The following is a 24,963-nucleotide window of genomic DNA, read 5'->3' on the forward strand; positions in this document are numbered from 1 at the left end:
CTTCGCTGAACCTACCCTATATTCGGGTAACCGAACACGCCTACCCGAGGGGTCTCTTCGTGACGCCGACCACTGGCCAACCGGCCGTAACCGCAGCTCAGTCGACCTTGCAGCAAGGATTCACGCCGTTTCCCACCGAGCGGGCGCACTCCTACCGACAAGCGGGCTACTGGAGCGACCGTCGATTGGACTCGGTACTCCGCGATGCCGCCGCCACTTGGCCGGACCGCACGGCGGTGAGCGATCCCGCGGGGGCACACACGTTCGCCGAGCTGGACGCGCTGGCCGACCGGGCCGCGGCGGGCATCGCCGCGCTCGGCGTGGCTCCCGGTGACCGGGTGCTGCTGCAGCTGCCCAATTCAGCCGAGTTCGCCGTTGCCCTGTTCGGGCTGTTGCGCGCCGGAGCGGTCCCGGTGATGTGCCTGCCCGGGCACCGGCTGGCCGAGCTCACCCATTTCGCGGAGGTCAGCAAGGCGGTAGCGCTCGTGATCGCCGATTCCGCGGGCGGCTTCGACTACCGCGACATGGCGCGCCAACTCGTCGAGGCGCACCCCACGGTCCGCCACGTGCTGGTCGACGGTGAGCCGGCGGAGTTCCGGTCCTGGACGGCGGTGTCCCGCGAATCGTCGGACCCGGCCCCCGAGATCGATCCCGACCCGGCCTCACCGGCGCTGCTGCTGGTGTCCGGCGGCACGACGGGGGCGCCCAAGCTCATCCCCCGCACGCACAACGACTATCTGTACAACTGCACCGCGAGCGCCGCGGTGTGCGAGCTGACCGGCGAGGACGTGTACCTGGTCGCGCTGCCCGCGGCGCACAATTTCCCGTTGTCCTGCCCGGGCCTGCTCGGCGCACTGAGCGTCGGCGCCACGACGGTGTTCACCGCCGACCCGAGCCCCGAGTCCGCGTTCGCGGCCATCGACCGCCACGGTGTCACCGTCACCGCGCTGGTGCCTGCCCTGGCCAAGTTGTGGGCCCAGGCCTGCGATTGGGAACCGTTGGCGCCCAAGACGTTACGCCTGCTCCAGGTGGGCGGGGCCAAGCTGGGCGCCGCCGATGCGCGGCTGGTGCGCGCTGCCCTCACCCCGGGACTGCAGCAGGTGTTCGGCATGGCCGAGGGCCTGCTCAACTACACCAGGATCGGCGACGCGACCGAAGTGCTCGACGCCACCCAGGGCCGGCCGCTGTCGCCCGCCGACGAGGTACGCGTCGTCGACGAGGACGGAAATGACGTGGCGCCCGGCCAGGAGGGTGAGCTGCTGGTGCGCGGGCCGTACACGATCAACGGCTATTTCAACGCGGCGGCCGCCAACGAACGATCTTTCACGCCCGACGGGTTCTATCGCAGCGGCGACCGCGTGCGCCGATTCGCCGACGGCCCGCTCGCGGGCTACCTGGAGGTGACGGGCCGGGTCAAAGACGTCATCCTGCGCGGTGGCGAGAACGTGTCAGCGCTCGACCTGGAGGAGCACCTGCTCACCCATCCGGCGATCTGGTCGGCCGCCGCGGTGCCGCTACCCGACGAGTACCTGGGTGAGAAGATCTGCGCTGCTGTGGTTTTCGCGGGAAGCCCGGTGTCATTGGCCGAGCTCCACACCCACCTCGAGCAGCGCGGCGTGGCATCACATTCCCGGCCGGACGTCCTGGTGCCGATGACGACGCTGCCGACCACCGCGGTCGGCAAGATCGACAAGAAAGCGATCCTCGCGCAGTTGACGCGGTAGGCGGGGCGGTCGCGGCGGCGCGGAACCGGTCAGCCGGCTTCGTCGTTTCCCGCCCAGACCCCGCGGGCGTGCCGAATATGTTGAGCCACCAACGCCTCGGCACGCTCACCTTCCCCCGCCGCAACGGCGTCGAGGATCGCGGCGTGCTCACGAGTCGAGTGCCGGAACGCCTCGGTGCCCGCGACCTTGTCCAACCCGTACAGCCGACTCTGATCGCGCAGTTGGCTCACGACCGTCAGCAGGCGAGGATTGTCAAGGCTGCCCAGCAGCTTCAGGTGCAGGTCACGGTCGGCGTCGAGGAACTCGGTCCAGTTGCCCCGCTCGGCCGCGTCGTCGGCCCGTCGGGCAAGTTCCCGCAAGTCCGTCAGATCCGATATCAGTCGCCCGTCGGCTATCGCGCGGACCGCACTCGGTTCGATCATCAGGCGCAAGTCGATGATGTCGTCCAGTTCCTTGTCCGAGATCACTCGGATACGAAAGCCCCTGTTCCGCAACATTTCCACCATGCCGTCGCGCGCCAGCGCCAGTAACGCCTCGCGCACCGGTGTAATCGAGACCCTCAGCTCCTCGGCGACCTGGCCGACGGCATACACGGTGTCCGGCGCCATCTCGCCGGATACTATCCGCGCGCGCAGCACACGCAGAGCGTCCTCGCGCAGGCTGTGCCGCGTCAGGCCGGCCTCGGCCGTCGTGGTCGGCGATGTCGACATCCCCACCATTCCGCACCCCCTCTACGCCCGGATGGGCATCTCAGGTCGGAGTGTAACCAAAACAGTCGAACCTCAGATGTAAGGTGTGATACCTTACCCACGGAGGTGAGTCATGGATCACAGGGAAGTGGTCGTGGTCGGGGGTGGCATCGTGGGCAGTTTTACCGCCTACGAACTCGCCAAAGCCGGCCACCACGTGGTCGTGATGGACCCACGGCCGGGCTCCGGCGCCTCGGCGGGAAACGCGGGGATGCTCGTTCCGAGTTACTGCCTGCCGATGTCCAATCCGGGCACGTTATGGGCCGGTTTGCGCTCGATGGCCGGACCCGATCCGGCGGTAGCCTTTGCCCGCCCGGTGTCCTTGGCCACCATGGGCTGGCTCGCGCGGTTCGCGATTGCGTCACGGCCTGGGCGGGCCATCAAGGTGACCCCTGCGCTGATCGACATGGCGGTCCGAAGCATCGACGACTATCAGCGGCTGGTCGACACCGAACAGGTCGACATCGGGCTACGCCGCACCGGCTGGCTCCACGTCGCCTGGACCGAATCTGCCTTGCGCGCACATCTACGGAGCGTGTCGGCATTGCGCAACCTCGGCGCGCGCGCGGACATACTGACCAATACCGAGACCCGCGCGGTCGAGCCGCGAATCTCGGCCAACGTCCACGGTGGCGTGTACTTCCCGGGCGACGCATCGCTCGATCCCGCTGCGGCCGTCGCAGCCGTACTGGCTTGCGCCGAAAGGCATGGCGCGCGGGTGCTGCACGCCCGCGCGGTGGGCCTCGACCGGGTCGGCGACACGGTGGACGCCGTGGTCACCACGTCGGGGCGCATTCGCGCGGAGGCCGTCGTCCTCGCCGTCGGCGCAGCAACCAGTGAAGTGGCCCAGCGGTTCGGGATCAATTGTCCCAGAATCGAACCCGGATACGGCTGGAGCCTCACACTGCCGACACCGGCGACGATGTCCCGGGTAGCCCTGATGTCTGTCGACGACCACGTCGTGGTGAATGCGTCGCAGGCCGCCGTGCGCATCACCGGCGGTATGCGGTTCGGCGGCAACGCCGCACTCGCTCCCCCACCGTCGGCCTTCGCCGCGCTTCGCGCGGCGGCCGACCGCATGTTGCCCGACCTCGCACACATCGCAGCATCAGCCGAATGCCGTTGGGATGCACGGCCGATGACCGCGTCTGGCCTGCCCGTCATGCACCGCGCCATGGCCAACCTGACGATCGTCTCAGGGCACGGCACCTTGGGCATGACGCTGGCCCCGGCCACCGCACGATCGGTGGCCCGGCAACTGACGACCATGTCGACAAGGAGAGCTTCGTGACCGGCGATTCCCGATCTATACAGCCGCTCAGCGGTTTTCGCGTCATCGACTTCGGCCAGTACATCGCGGGCCCGGCGACAGCGATGATCTTGTGCGACCTCGGCGCTGACGTGATCCGGGTGGATCCGCCGGGTGGGCCACGGTGGGACTCCCCGGCGACGTCGACGTTGAACCGCGGAAAACGGTCGATCGTCTTGAATCTCAAGGATCCCGGAGACCAGGCCGTGGCCCGGCGACTGGTCGACTCCGCCGACGTGGTGGTGGAGAACTTTCGTCCGGGTGTGATGGACCACTTGGGCCTGGGCGCCGATCTGGTCCGTGCCGCCGACCCCCGACTGGTCTACCTGTCCATGCCAGGGTTTTCGAGCCTCGATCCCCGGCGGGCCCTTCCCGGTTGGGAAGGCATCGTGTTGTCGGCGACCGGCGGCTACACCGACATGGGTCTCAACCGGGTGCTGATGGGCATCAATCCGTCGTACACACCGCTGCCACTCGCGTCCGCTTACGCGGCGGCGCTGGGCGCGCTCGCGGTGTCCGTGGCGCTGTACGACCGCGAGAGCTCAGGTGTGGGTGACCACATCGAGGTGCCACTGACAGATGCGGTGCTCGAAGGGCTCGCCTACAACTCGCTACGCGTCGACGGTCTGCAGGACCGCTACCTGTCGCAGCGTGAGCTCGAGATCGAGCGTCGGCGCCGCTGCGGTGAACCGATGGATCTCGGCTATGAGCAACTGCAAGAGCTCCTCGATCCGTTCTACCGCAGCTTCCGGTGTGCGGACGGCCGCATGTTCTACCACTGCTGCCCGGCGCATCGCACCCATGCGACAACCGCGCTGAAGCAGCTCGGCCTGTGGAACGACGTCAAAGACGAGATACCCCTGCACGACCCGTACACCGATCAGGACCAGTGGCCTGCGGGCCAGGACTGCACGCTGCTGGCCTATCCACTGTCCGCGGCATGGTCTCGCAAGTTGGCCGAACCCATGAAGGCGGTGTTCGCGAGCAGGACGAGCGATGAGTGGGAGGCGCTGTACGACAACGCACGCATTCCCGGTGCGGCACACCGCAGCAGCTCCGAGTGGATGCACAGCGAACATGCCCGCGCGGCCGCCCTGATGGTCGAGGTCGACGATCCACGGTACGGCCGGTTGCTCCGGCCCGGCCCGGTGGTGTGGACCGAGGCGAGCGCACCGATACTGAGCCAGGCCCCAGTTCCCGACGCCGACCGGGCCGCGATCGTCGAATCGCTCGACGCGCGGAAATCACACATCCCGCCCGAGCGGCGCGGCCCGTCCATCCCGGCGTTGCGTGGCGTGCGGATCCTCGACCTGACCAATGTGATCGCCGGTCCCACAATCGGTTCGACGTTGGCCCGGTTCGGTGCGACGGTCACCAAGATCGATCCGACCGTCCCGACGTTCGACCCGTACCACAACATCGTGGTGGGCCTCAATGCCAACCGCGGCAAGCGCAGTGCGCTGGTGGATCTCAAAACCCCGGCCGGGCGCCAGATCCTCGACCGGCTGATCGAGAACAGCGACGTGGTCACGTTCAACGGGGTGACCCGGCAGATGCGCGAGCTCGGGCTCGAGCCGGTACGGATCCGCGCGATCAACCCAGCCATCGCCATCGTCCGCATCGACGCTTACGGCGGCCAGCGGCAAGGCCCCCGCAGTGAAGTTCCCGGCTATGACGACAACGTGCAGGCCTGTGCCGGCATCATGACCCGCTTCGGCGGCGCGGAGACCCCCGAAGAACACGCACATCTGGGCACGATCGACGCACTCGCCGGATTCCTGGGTGGTGCCGCGGCAGTCATCGCGTTGCTCCAACAACAACGCCACGGCACCAGTGACGTCGCGCGCGTGTCGTTGGCTGCGGCCGGACAGTTCCTTCAGGTGCCCTTCATGTACGACCACCCGAACCGCGCACCGTTCGACGAGCCGAGCGGCCGGGCAGCCAAGGGCGAGCGTGCTTCATACCGCTGCTACCCCGCCAGTGACGGTTGGCTGTTTCTCGCGGGCCGCTCGGACGACCTCGAACACCTACGCACCATAAGCGAATTCGCCGATCTGCCAACGGAGGCCGACGACGCCGAGCTCGTCGAGCAACTGTCTGCGGTGTTCGAATGCAAACCCGTCGATCACTGGTGTCAGGTGCTCGACGGCACCGCGTTTGCCGTCCACCGCGTCGAGGACATCGCGGACCTGAAGCAGCGCAACACCGTCGCAGAGTCGGCGGGCAACATTCCGCTTGGCCGTTCATCGATGCTGTTCATCCGCCACGACGAGCACCCGATCGGGCGTTGGGTCGACCTGGCTGCGCCCAACTCGATGCGCTTCGACCGTCTGCCGATCGAAATCCCCACACCTGCACCACGCTTCGGCGAACACACGATCGAGATCCTGACCTGTCTCGGCTACGACCGAGCTCAGATCGACGAGCTGATCGAGACCGGCGTCGTCGCGGACCGGTGGACACCTACCGGCTCCTATCTACCCGTCTAGGCACCACGAAGAAAGGCAAGCCATGCGCAATCCCTACGAACCGGTCGCGGTCACCGCTGCGGTGACCGGCGGTGACGTGCTGCCGAGCCAGAGCCCCGCGGTCCCGTGTGGGCCTGGGGCCATCGCAGCGGCCGCGATCGCCGCGGCCGAAGCCGGCGCAACGTCGGTCCATCTGCACGCACGCGAACTCGACGGAAAGCCGACCGCTTCCGCCGACATGTTCGTCGACATCGTCAGTGCCATCCGTGCGTCGTCCGATGTGGTCATCAATGTCACCACGGGTGGCTCCGTCGACATGACGGCCGCCGAACGCTTGCAGGGCGTGGTCGCCACCCGTCCGGACATCGCCACGTTGAACCTGGGCACCATGAACTTCGAAGGGTTTCCGACCAAGGAGCGCTGGCCGGATGTCAAGCACCAGTGGGAGCGCGATGTGCTCGCCAACTCGGGACGCGTGGTGTTCATCAACACGTTGGCGATGATGCGTGATTTCGCGAGTACGTTCCGCGATCTGGGCGTCTGCCCCGAGCTTGAGGTCTACGACATGGGCCATCTCAACATGGCGCGGTTCCTGCTCGACGAGGGCACCTTGCAGGGCCCGCTGCGGATCCAGTTCGTGCTCGGCACGTTGGGCGGAGCGGGAGGCAGCATTCAGGATCTGTTCGCACTCGAGCAGGCCGCGCACCGAATCCTCGGCGCCGACCTCTCGGCCATCAGTGTGGCGGCCGTCGGCTACCCGGGCCAGCTGCGCATGGCCGCGGTCGCCGCGGCGGGAGGCTTCGACATTCGCGTCGGGATCGAGGACAACCTACGGATCCGGCGCCGCAGGCAGGCGGTGGATTCCGCCGAGTTGGTCGCCGCGGCAGTGGCCATCGCCGAACAGCTGGAACGCCCGATAGCGACGCCAACCGAGCTGCGCGCGCAGCTGGGCCCGTGGTACTCGACCCGGTCGAATCGATGACCACAGCGGCGAATCCGCTCGTCGTGGCGTGCCTGCAGAGCGAGGGGGTGCCCGGTGACGTCGACGCCAACATCTCGGCACTCGACGACCACGCCGCCCAGGCCAGCACCTCGGGTGCTCATCTCCTCATCACCGACGAGATGTTTGTCAGCGGATACGACTGTGGCGCAATCGAACACGTCGTAGACGATTCGACCGTCACCGAGCGGCTGCGGGAGATTGCCCGCAGGCACCGAATCGCTCTGCTGGTCGGCATGCCGGAACGACTGCCCTCCGGCGGGATCGGCAACTGCGCGGTGTTCCTCGGCGATGACGGCGAAAGGCTGGCCCGTCACACGAAATCCCACCTCTACGGGAGCATCGACAAGGACCGTTTCGAGGCAGGCGACCGGCCGTTCACCCTGGTCGACTACCGGGGCGTCCGCGTGGCGATCATGATCTGCTTCGATGTCGAGTTCCCGGAGAACCCGCGGGCCGCGGCCCTGGCCGGCGCCGACCTCATCGCGGTACCGACTGCCAACATGAAACCGTACGACGGCATCAACGAGCACCTGCTGTGGACCAGGGCGTGGGAGAACCAGACTCATGTGGCGTACGTAAATCATTGCGGCACCGAGGGGTCCACCCACTACGTCGGGCGCAGCATCGTCGTGGCCCCGGACGGCGAGGTGCTGGCCACCGCCGGAGCCGTCGAGGCGTTGTTGATCACGACAATCGACCCGTCGCGCGTCGCCGCCGCCCGGCGCGGCTTCTCCTACCTCGCCGAGCGGCGGCCGGCGCTCTACACCGACCTCCACGACCACACCCAACGATAGGGATTGAACTGTCATGCACTTCAAGACTTCACCGACCGACGTCCGCACCGTCACCTGCATCGGTGCCGGGGTCATCGGCGGCGGCTGGGTCGCACACTTCCTGGCCCGCGGATACGACGTGCGGGCTTGGGATCCCGCGGCTGATGCCGACAGCCGGCTGCGCCGCCTGGTGGACACGGCGTGGCCCGCGCTGACCGAACTCGGTCTCGCGCCCGGGGCCAGCCCCGACCGACTCACCACGCTGGCGACCCTCGAGGATGCCGTCGCCGAAGCCGACTTCGTCCAGGAAAGCGCGCCCGAGCACCTCGACCTCAAAGCGGACCTGTTCGCCCGCATCGATGCGGCGTGCCGGCCCGACGTCGTCGTGGGCTCCTCGACCTCGGGATTCAGCATGACCGACATGCAGTCCCGCACAGTGCATCCCGAGCGGTTCGTGGTCGGTCATCCGTTCAACCCGCCCTATCTGGTACCGCTCGTCGAGGTCGTCGGCGGCACGCGGACCGCGCCCACAACGGTCGAATGGGCCCGCGCGTTCTACACCGAGACCGGCAAGTCTGTCATCACGCTCACCAAAGAGGTACCCGGCTTCATCGCCAATCGCCTGCAGGAAGCCCTGTGGCGCGAGGCCCTGCACATGATCGCCGCGGGAGAGGCGACCGTGGAACAGATCGACCGGGCCATCACCGACGGCCCCGGCCTGCGCTGGCCCTTCATCGGACCGTGTGTGACCTTCCACCTGGCCGGCGGAGAGGGCGGGATGGCCCACGCCCTCGAGCACTTCGGAATCGATGCGCCATGGTCGAGGCTTGCCAGCCCGCCGCTGACCGACGAGCTCAAGGCACGACTGATCGACGGCAGCCGCGACCTCGGCAACGGACTGTCCCCTTCCGAGCTCGTGGCGCAACGAGACTCGGCGATGCTGACGGTCATTCGCGCCTTGCGGGAAAACCGGCAAGCCAAGGACGCCGGTTGATGACCACTGCGGAAACCGGCGCAGCCGGCGCACTGAGGCCGTCGCATCACCGCGTGATCGATGAGTGGATCGATTACAACGGGCATCTCAACGAGGGCTACTTCGGTGTGTTGTTCGGCCGGGCCGTCGACGATGTGCTGGAACAGATCGGCGCGGGTGCCGACTATCGCCGGACCAGCAATTGTGCGGTGTTCAGCGCGGAGGCACACATCCGCTATCTCGCCGAAGTTCCGCCCCGCAGCCAGGTCGAGATCCGAAACTGCATAATCACGGCCGGCGCCAAGCTGATCGTCACCTGGCATGAGCTCTATGTGGACGGAAAGCTCTGCTCCACAGAGGAAGTACTGGGGTTGCACGTGGACCGGACGGTCGGACGCGTCGCACCCTTCCCGGACGACATTCGCACGCGCGCCGAGGGCTTCCGAGTGGACCCACCCACGGATTCGGGTCGCTCGATCCAAGTCCGGGACGGTGGCGCATGACCGGACTCCAACTGCTCGGGCCGAGAGTCGTCGCCGAGGTCTTCGACCTGGAACTCGCCTACGCCAGCCAGGTCGAGGCGTTCACGAAGCTGGCCGAAGGCCGCGCGTGGCAACCGGACAAGATCGGCGGCGGCCATGCGGACGACCAGAGCACGGTGTTCTGCTATGCGGCGAGGCTGGATCGCGAATCCGGGCCGATCTCCAAATTTGGCAGCGTGAACCCGGCGAACCTCGGGACGGGCCTGCCGACGATCCATGCCGCGGTGGTGCTGCTGCACCCGGACACGGGCGTTCCCGTCGCCGTCCTGGATGGCACGGCGATCACCGCACGCCGGACCGCCGCCGCCTCCGCGGTGGCGGTGTCGGCCCTGGGCAGGACCGGCGAGCATATCGCCGTGCTGGGCGCCGGACAGCAGGGCGTCGCCCACATCCGCGCGTTGCACGCCGCGCTTCCACACGGCAAGTTCCACGTGTGGTGCCCGGATGTCTCGCAGCGCAACGGAGTCGCGGACGCCCTCGCCGACGAAGGCCTGCCGGTCGCTGTGGCAGCCTCGGCGCGCGCGGCCATCAGTGGCGCCGACATCGTGATCGCCGCGACGTCGGCCACATCCCCGTTGTTCGACGCGAACGACCTGCCCGCATCGGCGCTCGTCGTGAGCGTGGGCTGTTTCGAAGAACACCGGTGTGAAATCGGACCGGACACCCTGCTGCGCAGCCGCACCGTAGTCGTCGATCACGCGCCGACCGCGCTGGCCCACTGCGGGCCCGTCGTCGAAACCGCCCGGCAGGGCCGCGATCTCGGTGTGGTCGAACTCGGCGCGATCCTGACCGGACAGGTACGGGTGCCGACATCCGGCCTGACCAGCTATCTGTCCGTGGGGCTCGGCGTGCAGGACGCCGCAGCCGCATGGGCGATCTACCGACGGGCCGAAGACCTCGGTCTCGGCATCACCGTGGATTGGTGAAACATGACTGAACCAACATCGTTGAGCGTGGCCGAAATTCTGGCCGCGTTCCGGGACCGCTCCCTGTCACCGGTCGAACTGCTGGCCGATGTCTTGGCCCGCATCGACAAGCTCAACCACGAACACAAGGCTGTTGCGCACCTGTTCGACCGCGAGGCACTGGAGCTGGCGCGTGAAGCCGAGCATCGGTACCTCACCGACCCCGACGGAGCGCGACCGCTCGAAGGGATACCGGTACTGGTCAAGGAAGACGAACCGGTACGCGGGCAACCATGGACCCAAGGATCGACGATCTATCGTGAGGTGACCGCCACGCACACGTCGTCGTTCGTGCAGCGCATCGTCGACGCCGGGGCCATCGTGCACGGCAGGTCCACCGCGCCCGAGTTCTCGTCGGCGGCGTTCACCCAATCCTTGCTGTGGGGCGTGACGCCCAATCCATGGAATCCGGCCTACTCCCCCGGCGGGTCGTCCGGTGGTTCGGCGGTGGCACTGGCCACCGGCATGACCATCCTGGCCACCGGGTCGGATCTCGCGGGATCGATCCGCACGCCGTCCTCTTTCTGCGGGACAGTCGGTTTCAAGCCACCGCACGGCCGCGTTCCGGTGGACCCGCCGTTCAACCTGGATCGCTACTGCCATTGCGGACCCATGGCGCGCACGGTGGCCGATTGCCTGGCTCTGCAGCAGGTGATCGCGGGGCCCGATCCGTCGGACCTGACGTCGGTCATCCCGTCATCCGTGCTGCCGGACGGCGCGAGAACGGACCCGCGCTCGTGGCGCGTGGCGGTCGCCCCCGGCGAACAGTGGCCGGTCGACCCCGAGATCGCCACGAACACGAGGGCGATCGGAGCGGCACTCGAAGCGCTCGGAACCGAGATCGACTACATAGAGCTCCCGTTCACGCGCGCCGATGTCATCCGCGCGGCGGCGATCCACTACGACAGCGTATTCGGCAAGTCGATCACCGCGGAGGCGGCCGAGCACCCCGAACAGATCACCTCGTATGCAAAGGATTTCGCCCGCTGGGCGGCGGAAATACGCGGCGACGCCAGCTTCCTCGACGGCCTGGCCGCCGAGGCGACGCTGCAGGGCCGGGTCGCGCCGCTGTTCGAGCGCTACGACGCGATCATCCTTCCGACGGTGGCCACGCGAGGGTTTCGCGCCGGTGACGATTACGTCGGCCACGGCATCGAAGTCGGCGGCACGACGCTCGACTTCTACCTCGAGGCGATCCCTGCCATCGCGTTCAACATCCTGAGCACATGCCCGGCACTGGCGGTGCCGTCCGGTTTCGCCGACAACGACGTGCCCACCGGAGTGCAGATCGTCACCCGTCCGTACGACGACCGCACGGCATTCGAGATCGGCCTGCAGCTCGACCATGTTCGGCTCCACAGCGGAAAGGCGCGCCCGTGACCAGTAAGACCAAACCCGGCGGAGACACCGTCGAGGACCGTTTCGACCGCACGATGACGTGGCGGGGTGCGCTGTCGATGGCGCTCGCCCTCCCGGCCAGCGCGCTGGCCGTCATCGGGTACTGGACGGGCGCGCTGGGCGGTTGGGCCGCCGTGGCGTTGCTCGCGATCTCGTCCACGATCACCATCCTGCAGAACTTCTCGTACGCCGAGATGGCCTCGATGTTCCCCGACAAGGCAGGCGGGGTGGCCCTCTACGCCTTCGAAGCGTGGAAGAACGTCTCGCGTCCGATCGGTGCGCTGGCCGCCGCCGGGTACTGGGTCGGCTGGTCGTTCGGACTTGCCGCCAACGCGCTCGTGATCGGAGAACTGGTTCAGGCCCAGTGGTTCTCGAGTCTCGGCGGCACCGTGGCGGTAGGTCCACTCGAGCTTGGTCTCGGTCACGTGATTGCGGTCGTCGCGTTGGTCTTGGTGTGGGCGCTCAACCTGTTCGGCATCCAGCCCGCCGTCCGGGTGAGTTACGCCGTCAACGCCCTGGTGATATTCGTCATGGCGGCGGTAGCGGCCGCCAGCATCCTGACCGGCAAATTGGACCTGGGCAACCTCACGTGGTCACTGGGCTCCGGTGCGGCCTCACCCGTCATCGTCGCGTGCGTCTGGCTGTTCCTGATGGGCTGGACCGTGTACGGCACCGAGATCGCCGCGACGTTCACACCCGAATACCGCGACCCCCGTTCCGATGTCCCGAAGGCCTTGACCGCCGCAGCGTTGTGTTCGTTGTTCATCTTCGTCGCGATGCCGGTTGTCGCGGCAGGAACCGTCGGGGAGGCCGAGATCGCGGCAAATCCGCTGGGATTCAACGTCACACTGTTCGAAGATCTCTTCGGCTGGGCCGGCAGCCTGGCGATCGTCGTGTTGTGTTTGGCGATGTTCAACCTGATGTCGGTCGCCACCGCCGACAGCGGTCGTGCCCTGTTCGGTATGGCCGACAACGGCCTGACGATCCGGCAACTGGGTGTGCTCAACGCGGCGCACATGCCGGCCCGCGCGATGACCGTGGGGCTGGTGCTCAACATCGTGCTCGTGCTGTTCATCGGCAATCTGGTGGGCGTGATCTTCGCGTCGAACCTCGGCTACATCCTCGCCGTGGTCATCGCGTTGTCGGGCTACCTCTTGTTGCGGCGGTCAGGGATCGCACCGGACCGGTCCTATCGGCTGCCCGGCTGGTGGAACGTCGTCACCGCGGTACTCGCCCTGCTCAACCTGACGTTCTTCGCCGTCGCGGTCACCCATCCGGCGCTCACCGGCTACGGCGGCTGGAAAGAAGAACTGATCGGGTTCGGCGTGCTGGCCCTCGCGGTCGCCATGTACGGGTACCGCAGGCACATCCAAGACCGAGCCGCCGCGGACTGACCGATCCCCGCCAAGGAGTGGCCCTCGACGCCGAGGGCCACTCCGTTGTGACGAACTCAGCTGCGCGGCACCAGGTGCGGCGCGAGCGTCGTGAGCTTCTCGCAGGTCTCCTCGAACTCACGGTCCGGCGTGGAGTCGGCGATGATGCCCGCACCGGCGCGCAGCCAGGTCTTGCCGTCGGACTCGTAGGCCGCGCGCAGCGTCAGCGCGGCGTCCATGCCGCCGTCGGCGGAGAACGTCACCACCGCGCCCGAATACAGACCGCGGGGCGCCTCGTCGAGTCGCAGGATGGCGTCGACGCTCTCGGCTTTCGGGATGCCCGACGCGGTGACGGCCGGGAACAACGCCTCCAGGGCGTCCATGCGGTCCATCGACCGGTGCAGCTGCCCGCTGACCGTCGAACCGAGGTGCTGGACGCTGCCCCGCTCGCGCACCGTCATGAAATCGATCACCGCGGCGCTGCCGGGCTCGGCCACCTCGGTGATCTCCTGCACGGACGTGCGCACCGAAATAGCGTGTTCTACAATCTCTTTCGGATTGGACTCGAGATCGTCGCGCGCCGCGCGATCGTTGTCGGCGCCCCGGCCGAACGCGCGGGTACCCGCCAACGGCTCGGTGAGCACGGTGCCGTCGGCGTGCACGGCGGCCACCAGCTCCGGGCTGTAGCCCAGCGCCCGGATACCGCCAAGGTGCAGCAGGAACGAGCGCGCCGGGGTGTTGTTGTGCCGGCCCACGCGGTAGGTGGCCGGGAAGTCCACGGCGAACGGCACGTCGAACCGCCGAGACAGGATGACCTTCTGGTACTCCCCGCGGACAATCTCGGCGATCGCGGTTGCCACGCGGCCGCGATAGTCCGAACCGTCCTCGCGGACGTTGACCGCGGTGGCCGGCGGGTTGGCCTCGACGCCGTCGGCCAGCACCGCCCGCAGCGCCTCGGCATGCCGATCGTCGGCGCCGATCAGCCGGACGGAATCTGCGGAAACCACGAAACGTGCACGGGGCCAGAAGATTCGGGCCAGCGGGGTGCCAGGTGCCAGCCGCTGCTGCAGGCCGAACCGGTAGGTGCCGAACTCGAAGGCCACCCAGCCGAACAACTGGTCGGCCTCGAGCAGCAGACGGTCGACGGCCTCACCCAATGCCACGCCCGGCCTGCCGGTCCAGGGCTGACGCTGCACGACACCGTCCCGAACGACCCGCAACTCATCGGAGTCGAGCTCGATGACGGCATGGATCCCCACGGCGAGCGTCCACTCGCCGTCGCGTTCGTAGACGACGTAGTCCTCTCCGGCACGTTCGGGGAGCACCCGGGCCAACTCGGACACCAGGTCGATCGGATTCACCCCGGTCGGCAGCTCAAGCGTGATGGACTCGGCGTTCTCGGAACTGGCCTCGATACTGACGTTCGACACGAGAAGTAAATGTAGCCTAACCTAGCTAAACGGGGCGGACTACGCTGACACGTCGAGTGTGATCCGCGTCAAGCCAGCAGCGAACGCACCACACCGTCGGCCAACAACCGGCCGCGGTCCGTCAGCGTCACCCGCTCCCCCGCATTGCTGAGCAAACCGTCGGCAACCAGACTCGCGACGCGCGCCAACTCGTCGCCGGTCAGGTCGCGACGAGCCATGCCGTGCCGCAACCGCAGCCGCAGCATGACGTCCTCGGTGTGGCGCGTGTCGGCGTCGAGTTCCTCGAAATCGGCCACCGGCAGCCTGCCCTCGGCGAGGGTTTGCGCATAGGTGTTGGGGTGCTTGACATTCCACCATCGGGTGCGCCCGAGAAATCCGTGCGCGCCGGGGCCTGCGCCCCACCATTCGCCGCCGTCCCAGTAGCCGAGGTTGTGCCGGCACTCGCCACCGGGGCGGCTCCAGTTCGACACCTCGTACCAGTCGAACCCGGCCTGCCGCAGGTGCGCATCCAGCAATTCGTACCGGTGGGCCAGCACGTCGTCGTCGGGAGCGGCGACCTCACCGCGGCGGATCCGCCGGGCCAGTGCGGTCCCGTCCTCGACGATCAGCGAATAGGCGGAAACGTGGTCGACGCCGGCATGCACGGCGGCCTCGATCGAGCGCAGCAGGTCGTCGTCGGACTCACCCGGCGTGCCGTAGATGAGGTCGAGGTTGACATGGTCGAACCCGGCCGCCGCCGCCTCTGTGGCGGCGGCCAGGGCACGCCCCGGCGAATGCGTACGGTCCAGCACCGCCAGCACGTGCGGCACCACGGACTGCATCCCGAGCGACACCCGCGTGAAACCGGCATCGCGCAACGCTGCGAAAAGCTGGGGCGAGGTGGACTCCGGATTGGCCTCGGTGGTCACCTCGGCGTCGACAGCGAGCGCGAAATTGTCCCGGACCGCGTCGAGCACGGCGGTCAGCCCGGCACTGCCGAGCATCGACGGGGTGCCGCCCCCGACGAACACGGTCTGCACCTCGACGGTCCCCACCCGTTCTGCGGCCAGCTGCAGCTCGACCCGCAACGCGGCCAGCCAGCCCTCCGGGCTGGCGCCCCCCAACTCGGCGGCCGTATAGGTGTTGAAGTCGCAGTATCCGCACCGCGTGGCGCAGAACGGGACATGGATGTAGATGCCGAACGGCCGGCCCGGTTGGGCCGCCAGATCGGGCTGGCCAACGGGCGCGGTCCGGGTGGGCATGTCTCGATTTTCCCAGACTGTCCAGCGGCGACTTTTGCTCACCCTGAGCGCAAATCTGGCCCGGTTAGGGCTGGTGGCGACAATCGTGGCACAATGGCGGGCGTGACTACCGTCCGTAACAGCACCACCCGCGTTGCGCTGGTGGCTCGGCGGCATGTCGATTTCAAGCGCGTATGTAGCTGTTGCTGTCTGCTTTGATCCTGCGTTGATTTCGGAATCTGCCCGCCCAATACATTCAGCTGGCCGCCGGATCTGCGCCGCCGGACAGCCCAACCGGTGATCAGCGCGATTCAGCTGCCGGCTCCACCCGAGGAGCCACCCATGACCGAAGTCCAGGCTGAGGCCAAACCCCGCCCCGCGAAGAAGCCCCGCGACGAAGGGCAGTGGGCGCTGGGCAGTCGCGACCCCTTGAACCACAACGAGCAGTTCAAGCAGGAAGACGACGCACTCAACGTCCGGGCCCGCATCATCGACGTCTACTCCAAACAGGGCTTCGACTCGATCGCCAAGGACGACCTGCGCGGCCGGTTCCGCTGGATGGGCCTCTACACCCAGCGCACCGAGGGCTATGACGGCACCTGGACCGGCGACGACAACGCCGACCTGCTGGAAGCCAAGTACTTCATGATGCGCGTGCGCACCGACGGAAAGGCCCTGTCGGCGCAGGCTGTGCGCACCCTCGGCCAGATCTCGGTCGATTTCGCGCGGGACAGCGCCGATATCACCGACCGCGAGAACCTGCAGTACCACTGGCTGCAGATCGAAGACATCCCGGAGATCTGGCGCCGCCTGGACGAGGTCGGCCTGCAGACCATGGAAGCCTGTGGCGACTGCCCCCGTGGCATGCTCGGCTCGCCCCTGGCCGGCGATTCGCTGGTCGAGGTGCTCGATCCGACACCCGCGCTGCGCGAGATCGAGCAGCGCTACATCGGCAGCCCGGAGTTCTCCAACCTGCCCCGCAAGTTCAAGACGGCCGTCTCGGGCCTGCAGGATGTCGCCCACGAGATCAACGACGTGTCGTTCATCGGCGTCAACCATCCCGAGCACGGGCCCGGCCTCGATCTGTGGGTCGGCGGCGGGCTGTCGACCAACCCCATGCTGGCCCAGCGCGTCGGTGTGTGGGTGCCGCTGGAAGAGGTTGCCGACGTGTGGGCGGGCGTCGTCGGGATCTTCCGGGATTACGGCTACCGCAGGCTGCGGTCGAAGGCACGGCTGAAGTTCCTGGTCAAGGACTGGGGCACCGAAAAATTCAGGGAAGTTCTCGAACAGGAGTATCTGAAGCGTCCCCTCATCGACGGGCCCGCGCCCGAGCAGGTGCCGCACACCGTCGATCACGTCGGCGTGCAGAAGATTCGCAACGGCCTCAACGCCGTCGGCGTCTCGGCGATCGCCGGACGGGTTTCGGGCACCATCCTGACCAAGGTCGCCGACCTGATGGAAGCCGCCGGTTCGGACCGCGCGCGCCTGACCGCGTACCAGAAGCTGATCATCCTCGACGTGCCCGACGACAAGCTCGAAGCGTTGCGGGCCGGCCTGGACGAGCTAGGGCTGCAGTCGCAGCCTTCGCACTGGCGCCAGAACCTGATGGCCTGCACCGGCATCGAGTACTGCAAGTTGAGCTTCGCCGACACCCGCGGGCGGGCCCAGCACCTGGTGCCCGAGCTGGAGGCCCGGCTCGGTGATCTCAACTCCCAACTCGACGTACCGATCACCGTCAACATCAACGGATGCCCCAACTCGTGCGCGCGCATCCAGGTCGCCGACATCGGTTTCAAGGGCCAGATGGTCGACGACGGCAACGGTCCCGAGGAGGGCTTCCAGGTCCACCTCGGCGGCAGCCTCGGCCTCGACAGCGGTTTCGGACGCAAGCTGCGCCAGCACAAGGTGCTGGCCACCGAGCTCGGCGACTACATCGAGCGGGTGGTCCGCAACTTCGTGAAACAACGCGAGGCCGGCGAGCGTTTCGCCCAGTGGGCCGTGCGGGCCGACGAAGCTGACTTGAGGTGACGATCTTGACAGAGAACGAATTACGGGAACTCGCGGAACGCGGTGCGGCCGAATTGGCCGACGCCACTGCCGAGGAGCTGCTGCGCTGGACCGACAAGCATTTCGGCGGCAATTACGTCGTGGCCTCCAACATGCAGGACGCCGTGCTGGTCGAGATGGCCGCGAAGGTTCGCCCCGGGGTGGACGTGCTCTTCCTCGACACCGGATACCACTTCGCCGAGACCATCGGTACGCGTGACGCCGTCGAGGCGGTATACGACGTGCGCGTGGTCAACGTGACGCCGGAACGCACTGTGGCACAACAAGACGAGCTGCTGGGCAAGGATCTGTTCGCCCGCAATGCAGGCGAGTGCTGCCGGCTGCGCAAGGTCGAGCCGCTGAGCAAGGCGCTCGCGGGCTACAGCGCCTGGGTCACCGGTATCCGCCGGGTGGAGGCGCCGACGCGTGCCAACGCCCCGCTGATCAGCTTCGACAACGCCTTCGGCCTGGTCAAGATCAATCCGATCGCTGCGTGGAGCGACGAGGAGATGCAGGCCTACATCGACGCCAACGACATCCTGGTCAATCCCCTTGTGTATGAAGGCTATCCGTCCATCGGTTGCGCTCCGTGCACCAGTAAGCCAGCCCTTGGCGCTGACCCGCGCAGCGGCCGGTGGGCCGGGCAGGCCAAGACGGAATGCGGGTTGCACGCCTCGTGAACTCGCTCGTGCTGACCGCACACGGCAGTGCAGATCCGCGCTCGGCGGCCAACGCGCACGCCATCGCGGGCCATCTGCGGCGCCTGCTGCCCGACACCGACGTGCGGGTGGCGTTCTGCGAGCAGAACACGCCGAACCTGGTCGACGCGCTCGCTGACGTGGCGCCCGGATCGGTCGTGACGCCCCTGCTGCTGGCCAGCGCCTATCACGCGCGTACCGACATCCCGGCGATCATCACCGAAGCCGGTGCCGACGTCCGCCAGGCCGACGTGCTCGGCGAGGATCCGAGGCTGCTGCAGGTGGTGCGGGAGCGGTTGACCGCGATCGGAGTGTCCCGGTTCGACGCCGACCTCGGGGTCATCCTGGCCAGTGTCGGGTCGTCGCATCCGGTGGCCAATGCCCGTACCGCCGCGCTCGCGCACACACTGGCCGAGGGCACCCGCTGGGTCGGTGTTGAGGCCGGGTTCGCGACCGGGCAGACACCGTCGGTGGCCGAGGCCGCGGCGCGGTTGCGGGCTTCCGGCGCCCGCCGTCTGGTCATCGCGCCCTGGTTCCTGGCGCACGGCAAGATCACCGATCGCGTGGCCGAATTCGCCCGCACCTCAGGCATTCCGATGGCCGAGCCGCTCGGCCCGCACCGCCTCGTGGCGGCGACCGTGCTGGACCGCTACGAGGAAGCTCTGGCCGCGCGCACCGCCGGCTTCGCTGCCTGATCCCTTTTCCTGCGCGAGCAGACATGTAGGTACCCGGGAATGCGCATTCCCGGGTACCGGCGCGTCTGCTCGGCGTATACCGCAGCTTGACATGCATACCCCTAGGGGTATAGTCGTGTCATCGGTATATACCCCCCTAGGTATATCCCACAGCTTGCAAAGGAGCCAGCGCCATGAAGTTCATCCAGTACTACCTGGACTGTCTGTCCCACGCGTCGTACCTGATCGGCGACGAGACCACCGGCCGGGCCGTTGTCGTCGACCCGCAGCGCGACGTCTCGGAGTACCTGTCCGACGCCGAAGACCTCGGCATGCGGATCGAGCTCGTCATCGAAACCCACTTCCACGCCGACTTCGTCTCAGGACACCTCGAGTTGGCCGAGGCGACGGGCGCATCGATCGTGTACTCGTCGGTGGCCCAGCCGGAATTCGACTTCGTGGCAGTCGATGACGCGCAACGGTATTCACTGGGCGAGGTCACGCTGGAGTTCCGCCAAACCCCGGGCCACACCCCGGAGTCGATGAGCATCGTGGTCTACGAGCGTGCCGACGACACGGTGCCATACGGTGTGCTGACCGGCGACACGCTGTTCATCGGCGACGTGGGCAGGCCAGACCTGTTGGCCTCCATCGGTTTCACGCGAGACGAACTGGCCGACAAGCTGTACCACTCGTTGCACGACAGGCTCATGACCCTGCCCGACGCCACGCGCGTCTACCCCGCGCACGGCGCAGGTTCGGCGTGCGGCAAGAACCTGTCCACCGAGCTGTGGTCCACCATGGGTGAGCAGAAGCGCACCAACTATGCGTTGCGCGCTCCCGACAAGCAGTCGTTCATCGACCTCGTCTCCGCCGGACAGCCGCCTGCGCCAAGCTATTTCGTGTACGACGCGATCCTCAACCGCAAAGATCGCGCGCTGCTCGACGAAGATGCCATGCCACCCGCCATGGATTACCAGCAAGCCCGCACAGCGGTTGCGGCCGGCGCGGTGTTGATCGACGGCCGCAGCCCGGAAGAGTTCGCGATGGGTCACCTGCGCGGCGCGGTCAACATCGGCCTGGCCGGACGCTACGCCGAGTTCGCCGGTTCAGTCGTCAAACCCGACAGCGACATCGTGCTGATCACCGAACCGGGCCAGGAACTCGAAGGCAAGAACCGGTTGGCCCGCATCGGATTCGACCGTGTCATCGGGTACCTCCGCGATGCCGAGCAGACGATGTTCGAGCATCGTGATCAGGTGCAGGTGGCGTCGCGGCTCACCGCCGACGCCTTCGCGCTGCGCGCAGCCGAGATTGCCGACCTGCAGCTCGTCGACGTCCGCAATCCCGGTGAGACAGAAGCGGGCATGATCCCGGGAGCGGTCAACGTCCCCGTGGGCCAGCTTCCCGAGCGGGTCGCCGAACTCGACCCCACACGCCCCACTGTCGTCTACTGCGCGGGCGGTTACCGGTCCTCGGTGGCCGCGAGTGTGTTGCGCCAACGGGGTTTCACCGACGTCAGCGACATCCTCGGCGGCTACGCCGCCTGGGCCACGGCCACGCAAACCGCCTGAGAGACAGGGACTCCACCACATGCACAAGCACCAGATCCTCATCATAGGCGGCGGCACAGCCGGCATTACGGTCGCGGCACGACTGCTGCGCACGGGGCACTCCGACGTCGCCGTCATCGAACCGGCCGACATGCACTACTACCAACCGTTGTGGACGCTCGTTGGCGGTGGGCAGGCGACCGCCACCCAGACCGAACGACCTGAGGCGTCGGTGATGCCGAAGGGCGCGACCTGGATCAAGAACGCCGTGTCGGCACTCGACCCGGACAACGATTCCGTCACCTGTGCCGACGGTGCGGTCTACTCGTATGACGCGCTCGTGGTCTGTCCGGGCATCCAGCTCGACTGGGACCGTACCGATGGACTCGCGGATACCCTGGGCCGCGACGGTGTCTCGTCGAACTACCGATTCGATCTCGCTCCACGCACCTGGGAGTTCATCCGCGAGACCCGCTCGGGAACAGCGGTTTTCACCATGCCATCGGGGCCCATCAAATGTGCAGGCGCACCACAGAAGATCGCGTACCTCGCATGCGATCACTGGCGCAGGCGGGGTGTGCTCGACGATATCGACGTGCACCTCGTGGTCCCGACACCGCGGATCTTCGGGATCCCCGCCATCGCGGCAAGCCTGGAAGCGGTGATCGCCGACTACGGCATCCACCTGCACACCGGTTCCGAGGTGCGCTCGATCGACGCCGCGAGCCGAAAGGTCGTCGTCGCCAGCACCTCCGCAGACGGTGCCGACACGACCCTGCCGTACGACATGCTCCACGTCGTGCCGCACCAGTCGGCCCCTGACTGGATCAAGACCAGTCCCCTGTCGACCGGTGACACAAACGGCTACGTCGACATCGACAAGCACACCATGCAGCACGTCCGGTATCCGAACGTCTTCGGACTCGGCGACGCCGGATCGTCACCGAACTCGAAAACCGGTGCGGCCATTCGTAAACAAGCGCCGGTGGTGGTGGACAACGTCACGGCGTACCTGGACGGCCGCGCACCGTCTGCATCGTATGACGGCTACGCGTCGTGCCCGATCGTCACGTCGTCACACGACATGCTGCTGGCCGAGTTCGACTACTCGATGCAGCTGCGTCCGTCGCTGCCGGTTCTCGACGCCGCCAAACCACACCGCGCCTACTGGTATCTCAAGAAATACGGATTGCCGGCCCTGTACTGGAATCTCATGCTGAAAGGCCTGGCATGACCACCTCACCAACCGTCGACTGTGCCGAGCTCCACGAGCAGATGGCCGCTGAGCGTGGACCGCGCCTGGTCGATGTCAGAACCCCGGGCGAGTTCGAAACCGCCCACATCCCAGGCGCGTACAACGTGCCACTCGATCTGCTGCGCGAGCACCGCGACGAGATCGCGCGCCACCTCGACGACGGCGTCGTGCTGGTCTGCCGTTCCGGTCAGCGCGCCGCGACCGCCGGGGCAACCCTGCACGACGTGGGTCTGACGAACATCCGAATCCTGGCAGGTGGCATGACCGCGTGGCAGGACAAGGGGTTCGACGTACGCCGCGGGGTTCCGCGCTGGGATCTCGAGCGCCAGGTCAGGCTGGTGGCGGGGACCGTCGTTGCAGCGAGCGTGTTCGGCAGCGTCGCACGTCCGCAGCTGAAATGGGTTGCGGCAGCGATCGGCGCGGGACTGACCACGGCTGCGCTCACCGACACGTGCGCCATGGGCATGCTGCTGGCGCGGCTGCCGTACAACCGTGGGCCGGTGTGCGATCCGGAAGCCCTCGTGGCGCGGCTCGCCGACCGCCGCAAAGGCGCGTGAGGGCATGCTCGCGCTGACGCTCGCGCTCGCCGTTGTCGTCGGCGTGTCACTGGGGCTACTCGGTGGCGGCGGGTCGATCCTGACCGTGCCACTGCTGGCGTACGTCGCCGGACTGGACGCCAAGCAGGCGATCGCGACATCGTTGATCGTCGTCGGCGTCACCAGTGTGGTGGGCGCCTTCTCACACGCCAGAGCGGGCCATGTCCGGTGGCGCACCGGTCTGTTGTTCGGCGCGACAGGCATGGCCGGGGCCTACGCAGGCGGAGTGGTCGGGTATTTCCTGCCGGGATCGGTGCTGCTGACCGGCTTTGCCCTGATGATGATCGCCACTGCGGTGGGCATGCTCAAAGGCCGCGCGGCCGCCGCAGCCACGCCGAACGTTTCGGTCGTCAAGACGCTATCAGTGGGATTGGCGGTGGGCGTGGTGACCGGGACAGTCGGTGCCGGAGGCGGATTCGTCGTCGTGCCGGCCCTGGCGCTGCTGGGCGGACTGCCGATGCCGGTGGCCGTGGGCACCTCGCTGATCGTGATCGCGATGAACTCGTTCGCGGGCCTGGCCGGGCACCTGACCACCGTGCCGATCGACTGGACTCTCGCCACGACGGTTACCGCGGCCGCCGTCACGGGCAGCCTGATCGGCGCGCGGCTCACCGCACGCGTCGATCCCGACGCGCTGCGCCGGGCCTTCGGCTGGCTAGTGCTCGCGATGGCGTCGGTCGTGCTGGCGGCCGAGGTGCATCCGGTCGCCGGACTTGCCGTGGGTGCCACAACAGCTGCGATGGCGTTGTACCGCTTCGTGTGCAGTCGCTACACGTGGTGCCCGCTGAACCGGCTGTTCGGTCCACCGGCTCCGGCGACATGACTCGGCGCGATACCCCGCGGGGTACCATTGGTTCTCACGACGACTACGACTTCGAAAGGGGCACACCATGGTCGGTGACCAGGAAGCCATCGCCGCTGTGCTCAACCGGCTGCGCCGGGCCCAGGGCCAGCTCGCCGGCGTGATATCGATGATCGAGCAGGGCCGCGACTGCAAGGACGTCGTGACGCAGCTCGCCGCGGTGTCTCGCGCGTTGGACCGCGCCGGATTCAAGATCGTGGCAACGGGTTTGCGCGAATGTGTGACCGAGGGCCCCGACGGTGCCGAGCGGATGGACGTGGCCGAACTGGAGAAGCTGTTCCTGGCCCTGGCCTGAACGCCCGGTCTAGCTGGTCAGCACCTCGTCGGCGGCCACCACCTGAACATCTCCGGCGATCTGCGGCACCCGGGTCGCGCGCACATACACGGTGTCACCTTCCTTGAGCCCTAACGCCTCGGCGTCGCCGCGAGTGATCTGTGCGGTGAACGGTGCACCGTTGGTGGCACTGGTCAGTTCGACGCGAACCTCGAAGCCCAGCATCACGATCCGGTCGATCGTGGCCCGCAGCACACCGGTCGCCTCGGCCGTGCCGTCGCCCGCCGCGATCGCCATCTCGGGGCTGCGGCCCACCCGAATATCGTGCGGGCGCACCAGGATTCCGTTGAGTTCGGAAACCGCGCCGAGGAACGACATCACGAACGCGTTGGCCGGTTCGTCGTACACCTCGGTGGGAGAACCGACCTGCTCGATGCGGCCCTTGTTGAGCACAGCGATCCGGTCGGCGACGTCGAGCGCCTCGGCCTGATCGTGTGTCACCAGCACCGTGGTGACGTGCACCTCGTCGTGCAGCCGGCGCAGCCAGGTCCGCAGGTCGTCGCGCACCTTGGCGTCCAGCGCCCCGAACGGCTCGTCGAGCAGTAATACCTGCGGGTCGACAGCCAGCGCCCGCGCCAACGCCATACGTTGCCGTTGTCCACCGGAAAGCTGGTTGGGATAACGGGTTTGGAAGCCGGCCAGCCCCACCACCTCGAGCAGGTTGTCGACCTTCTCCTTGATCTCGGCCTTCGGACGCTTGCGGATCTTGAGGCCGAACGCGACGTTGTCGCGCACCGTCAGATGCTTGAACGCCGCATAGTGCTGGAACACGAACCCGATTCCGCGCCGCTGTGGCGGCACCCCGGTGACATCGCGCCCGTTGATGGTGATGGTCCCGGTGTCGGGCTGGTCCAGTCCGGCGATGGCGCGCAACAGCGTAGACTTGCCCGACCCGCTCGGCCCGAGCAGCGCCGTCAACGAACCCGACGGCACCTCGAAGTCGATGTTGTCCAGCGCGGCGAACTCGCCGTAGTGCTTGTTTGCGCCTCTGACCACGATCGCTTCGGTCATAGCAGTC

Annotated in this window: 22 protein-coding genes; 18 read left to right on the forward strand and 4 right to left on the reverse strand. The window is 67.3% G+C overall.

Going from position 1 to position 24,963, the window contains the following annotated elements; genetic code table 11:
- The first annotated feature begins 59 nt into the window (after positions 1 to 59).
- Positions 60 to 1,724 carry a (2,3-dihydroxybenzoyl)adenylate synthase gene (locus G6N67_RS37360; RefSeq protein ID WP_163642457.1) on the forward strand — a complete coding sequence of 555 codons (1,665 nt, stop codon included), beginning with the start codon at positions 60 to 62 and terminating at the stop codon, positions 1,722 to 1,724.
- Positions 1,725 to 1,753: 29 nt separating this feature from the next.
- On the opposite strand, the gene G6N67_RS37365 is transcribed toward G6N67_RS37360, so the two are convergent.
- The gene (locus G6N67_RS37365) at positions 1,754 to 2,434 is read right to left on the reverse strand and encodes a GntR family transcriptional regulator (protein WP_051579314.1); all 681 of its coding nucleotides are present in this window, start codon (positions 2,432 to 2,434) and stop codon (positions 1,754 to 1,756) included.
- A gap of 112 nt (positions 2,435 to 2,546) precedes the next feature.
- Between G6N67_RS37365 and G6N67_RS37370 the strand changes: the two genes are divergently transcribed.
- The 9 genes from G6N67_RS37370 to G6N67_RS37410 are packed head-to-tail and all read left to right on the forward strand — an operon-like array spanning position 2,547 to position 13,298.
- Positions 2,547 to 3,764, forward strand: coding sequence for an NAD(P)/FAD-dependent oxidoreductase (locus tag G6N67_RS37370; protein WP_036442811.1), 1,218 nt, complete (start codon positions 2,547 to 2,549; stop codon positions 3,762 to 3,764).
- A complete protein-coding gene (locus G6N67_RS37375; RefSeq protein WP_036442809.1) occupies positions 3,761 to 6,271 on the forward strand; it encodes a CoA transferase in 2,511 nt (836 codons plus the stop codon). The genes G6N67_RS37370 and G6N67_RS37375 overlap by 4 nt, the downstream gene beginning before the upstream one ends.
- Before the next feature lie 22 nt (positions 6,272 to 6,293).
- On the forward strand, positions 6,294 to 7,232 hold the full coding sequence (locus tag G6N67_RS37380; protein ID WP_036442807.1) for a beta-keto acid cleavage family enzyme: 939 nt from the start codon (positions 6,294 to 6,296) through the stop codon (positions 7,230 to 7,232).
- Positions 7,229 to 8,047 carry a carbon-nitrogen hydrolase family protein gene (locus G6N67_RS37385; RefSeq protein ID WP_036443396.1) on the forward strand — a complete coding sequence of 273 codons (819 nt, stop codon included), beginning with the start codon at positions 7,229 to 7,231 and terminating at the stop codon, positions 8,045 to 8,047. The genes G6N67_RS37380 and G6N67_RS37385 overlap by 4 nt, the downstream gene beginning before the upstream one ends.
- 13 nt (positions 8,048 to 8,060) lie before the next feature.
- Positions 8,061 to 9,020 (forward strand): 3-hydroxyacyl-CoA dehydrogenase NAD-binding domain-containing protein, encoded by a 960-nt coding sequence (locus tag G6N67_RS37390; RefSeq protein WP_036442805.1) that lies wholly within the window; start codon positions 8,061 to 8,063, stop codon positions 9,018 to 9,020.
- Complete coding sequence (locus G6N67_RS37395) at positions 9,020 to 9,502, forward strand: thioesterase family protein (RefSeq protein ID WP_051579313.1); 483 nt, start codon at positions 9,020 to 9,022, stop codon at positions 9,500 to 9,502. Before G6N67_RS37390 ends, G6N67_RS37395 begins: the two co-directional genes overlap by 1 nt.
- Entirely contained in the window at positions 9,499 to 10,467 is a 969-nt protein-coding gene (locus G6N67_RS37400) for an ornithine cyclodeaminase family protein (RefSeq protein ID WP_036442803.1), read from the forward strand. The genes G6N67_RS37395 and G6N67_RS37400 overlap by 4 nt, the downstream gene beginning before the upstream one ends.
- 3 nt (positions 10,468 to 10,470) lie before the next feature.
- Complete coding sequence (locus G6N67_RS37405) at positions 10,471 to 11,886, forward strand: amidase (protein ID WP_036442801.1); 1,416 nt, start codon at positions 10,471 to 10,473, stop codon at positions 11,884 to 11,886.
- Positions 11,883 to 13,298 carry an APC family permease gene (locus G6N67_RS37410; RefSeq protein ID WP_036442799.1) on the forward strand — a complete coding sequence of 472 codons (1,416 nt, stop codon included), beginning with the start codon at positions 11,883 to 11,885 and terminating at the stop codon, positions 13,296 to 13,298. Before G6N67_RS37405 ends, G6N67_RS37410 begins: the two co-directional genes overlap by 4 nt.
- Before the next feature lie 56 nt (positions 13,299 to 13,354).
- On the opposite strand, the gene G6N67_RS37415 is transcribed toward G6N67_RS37410, so the two are convergent.
- Together G6N67_RS37415 and hemW are read right to left on the reverse strand one after the other, a co-directional pair.
- Positions 13,355 to 14,707, reverse strand: a complete 1,353-nt coding sequence (locus tag G6N67_RS37415; protein ID WP_036442796.1) for a salicylate synthase — start codon at positions 14,705 to 14,707, stop codon at positions 13,355 to 13,357.
- 68 nt (positions 14,708 to 14,775) lie between these two features.
- Complete coding sequence (hemW, locus tag G6N67_RS37420; protein ID WP_036442794.1) at positions 14,776 to 15,948, reverse strand: radical SAM family heme chaperone HemW; 1,173 nt, start codon at positions 15,946 to 15,948, stop codon at positions 14,776 to 14,778.
- 321 nt (positions 15,949 to 16,269) lie between these two features.
- Between hemW and G6N67_RS37425 the strand changes: the two genes are divergently transcribed.
- From G6N67_RS37425 to G6N67_RS37460, 8 genes are all read left to right on the forward strand, one after another.
- On the forward strand, positions 16,270 to 17,955 hold the full coding sequence (locus G6N67_RS37425) for a nitrite/sulfite reductase (protein ID WP_036443390.1): 1,686 nt from the start codon (positions 16,270 to 16,272) through the stop codon (positions 17,953 to 17,955).
- Positions 17,952 to 18,653, forward strand: coding sequence for a phosphoadenylyl-sulfate reductase (locus tag G6N67_RS37430; RefSeq protein WP_036442792.1), 702 nt, complete (start codon positions 17,952 to 17,954; stop codon positions 18,651 to 18,653). Before G6N67_RS37425 ends, G6N67_RS37430 begins: the two co-directional genes overlap by 4 nt.
- On the forward strand, positions 18,632 to 19,366 hold the full coding sequence (locus G6N67_RS37435; RefSeq protein WP_036442790.1) for a sirohydrochlorin chelatase: 735 nt from the start codon (positions 18,632 to 18,634) through the stop codon (positions 19,364 to 19,366). The genes G6N67_RS37430 and G6N67_RS37435 overlap by 22 nt, the downstream gene beginning before the upstream one ends.
- A gap of 173 nt (positions 19,367 to 19,539) precedes the next feature.
- Positions 19,540 to 20,919, forward strand: coding sequence for an MBL fold metallo-hydrolase (locus tag G6N67_RS37440; RefSeq protein WP_036442788.1), 1,380 nt, complete (start codon positions 19,540 to 19,542; stop codon positions 20,917 to 20,919).
- 19 nt (positions 20,920 to 20,938) lie between these two features.
- Positions 20,939 to 22,132: an NAD(P)/FAD-dependent oxidoreductase gene (locus G6N67_RS37445; RefSeq protein WP_036442785.1), complete on the forward strand. Its 1,194-nt coding sequence runs from the start codon at positions 20,939 to 20,941 to the stop codon at positions 22,130 to 22,132.
- On the forward strand, positions 22,129 to 22,710 hold the full coding sequence (locus G6N67_RS37450; protein ID WP_036442783.1) for a rhodanese-like domain-containing protein: 582 nt from the start codon (positions 22,129 to 22,131) through the stop codon (positions 22,708 to 22,710). The genes G6N67_RS37445 and G6N67_RS37450 overlap by 4 nt, the downstream gene beginning before the upstream one ends.
- A gap of 4 nt (positions 22,711 to 22,714) precedes the next feature.
- A complete protein-coding gene (locus G6N67_RS37455; RefSeq protein WP_036442782.1) occupies positions 22,715 to 23,572 on the forward strand; it encodes a sulfite exporter TauE/SafE family protein in 858 nt (285 codons plus the stop codon).
- A gap of 67 nt (positions 23,573 to 23,639) precedes the next feature.
- Entirely contained in the window at positions 23,640 to 23,906 is a 267-nt protein-coding gene (locus G6N67_RS37460) for a metal-sensitive transcriptional regulator (RefSeq protein ID WP_036442780.1), read from the forward strand.
- Positions 23,907 to 23,915: 9 nt separating this feature from the next.
- Here G6N67_RS37460 and G6N67_RS37465 read toward each other — a convergent pair whose 3' ends face one another.
- Positions 23,916 to 24,956 (reverse strand): sulfate/molybdate ABC transporter ATP-binding protein, encoded by a 1,041-nt coding sequence (locus G6N67_RS37465; protein ID WP_036442778.1) that lies wholly within the window; start codon positions 24,954 to 24,956, stop codon positions 23,916 to 23,918.
- Between the last annotated feature and the right edge of the window lie 7 nt (positions 24,957 to 24,963).

Origin of the sequence: Mycolicibacterium mageritense (assembly GCF_010727475.1) — a bacterium.
Taxonomy (GTDB): Bacteria; Actinomycetota; Actinomycetes; order Mycobacteriales; family Mycobacteriaceae; genus Mycobacterium; species Mycobacterium mageritense.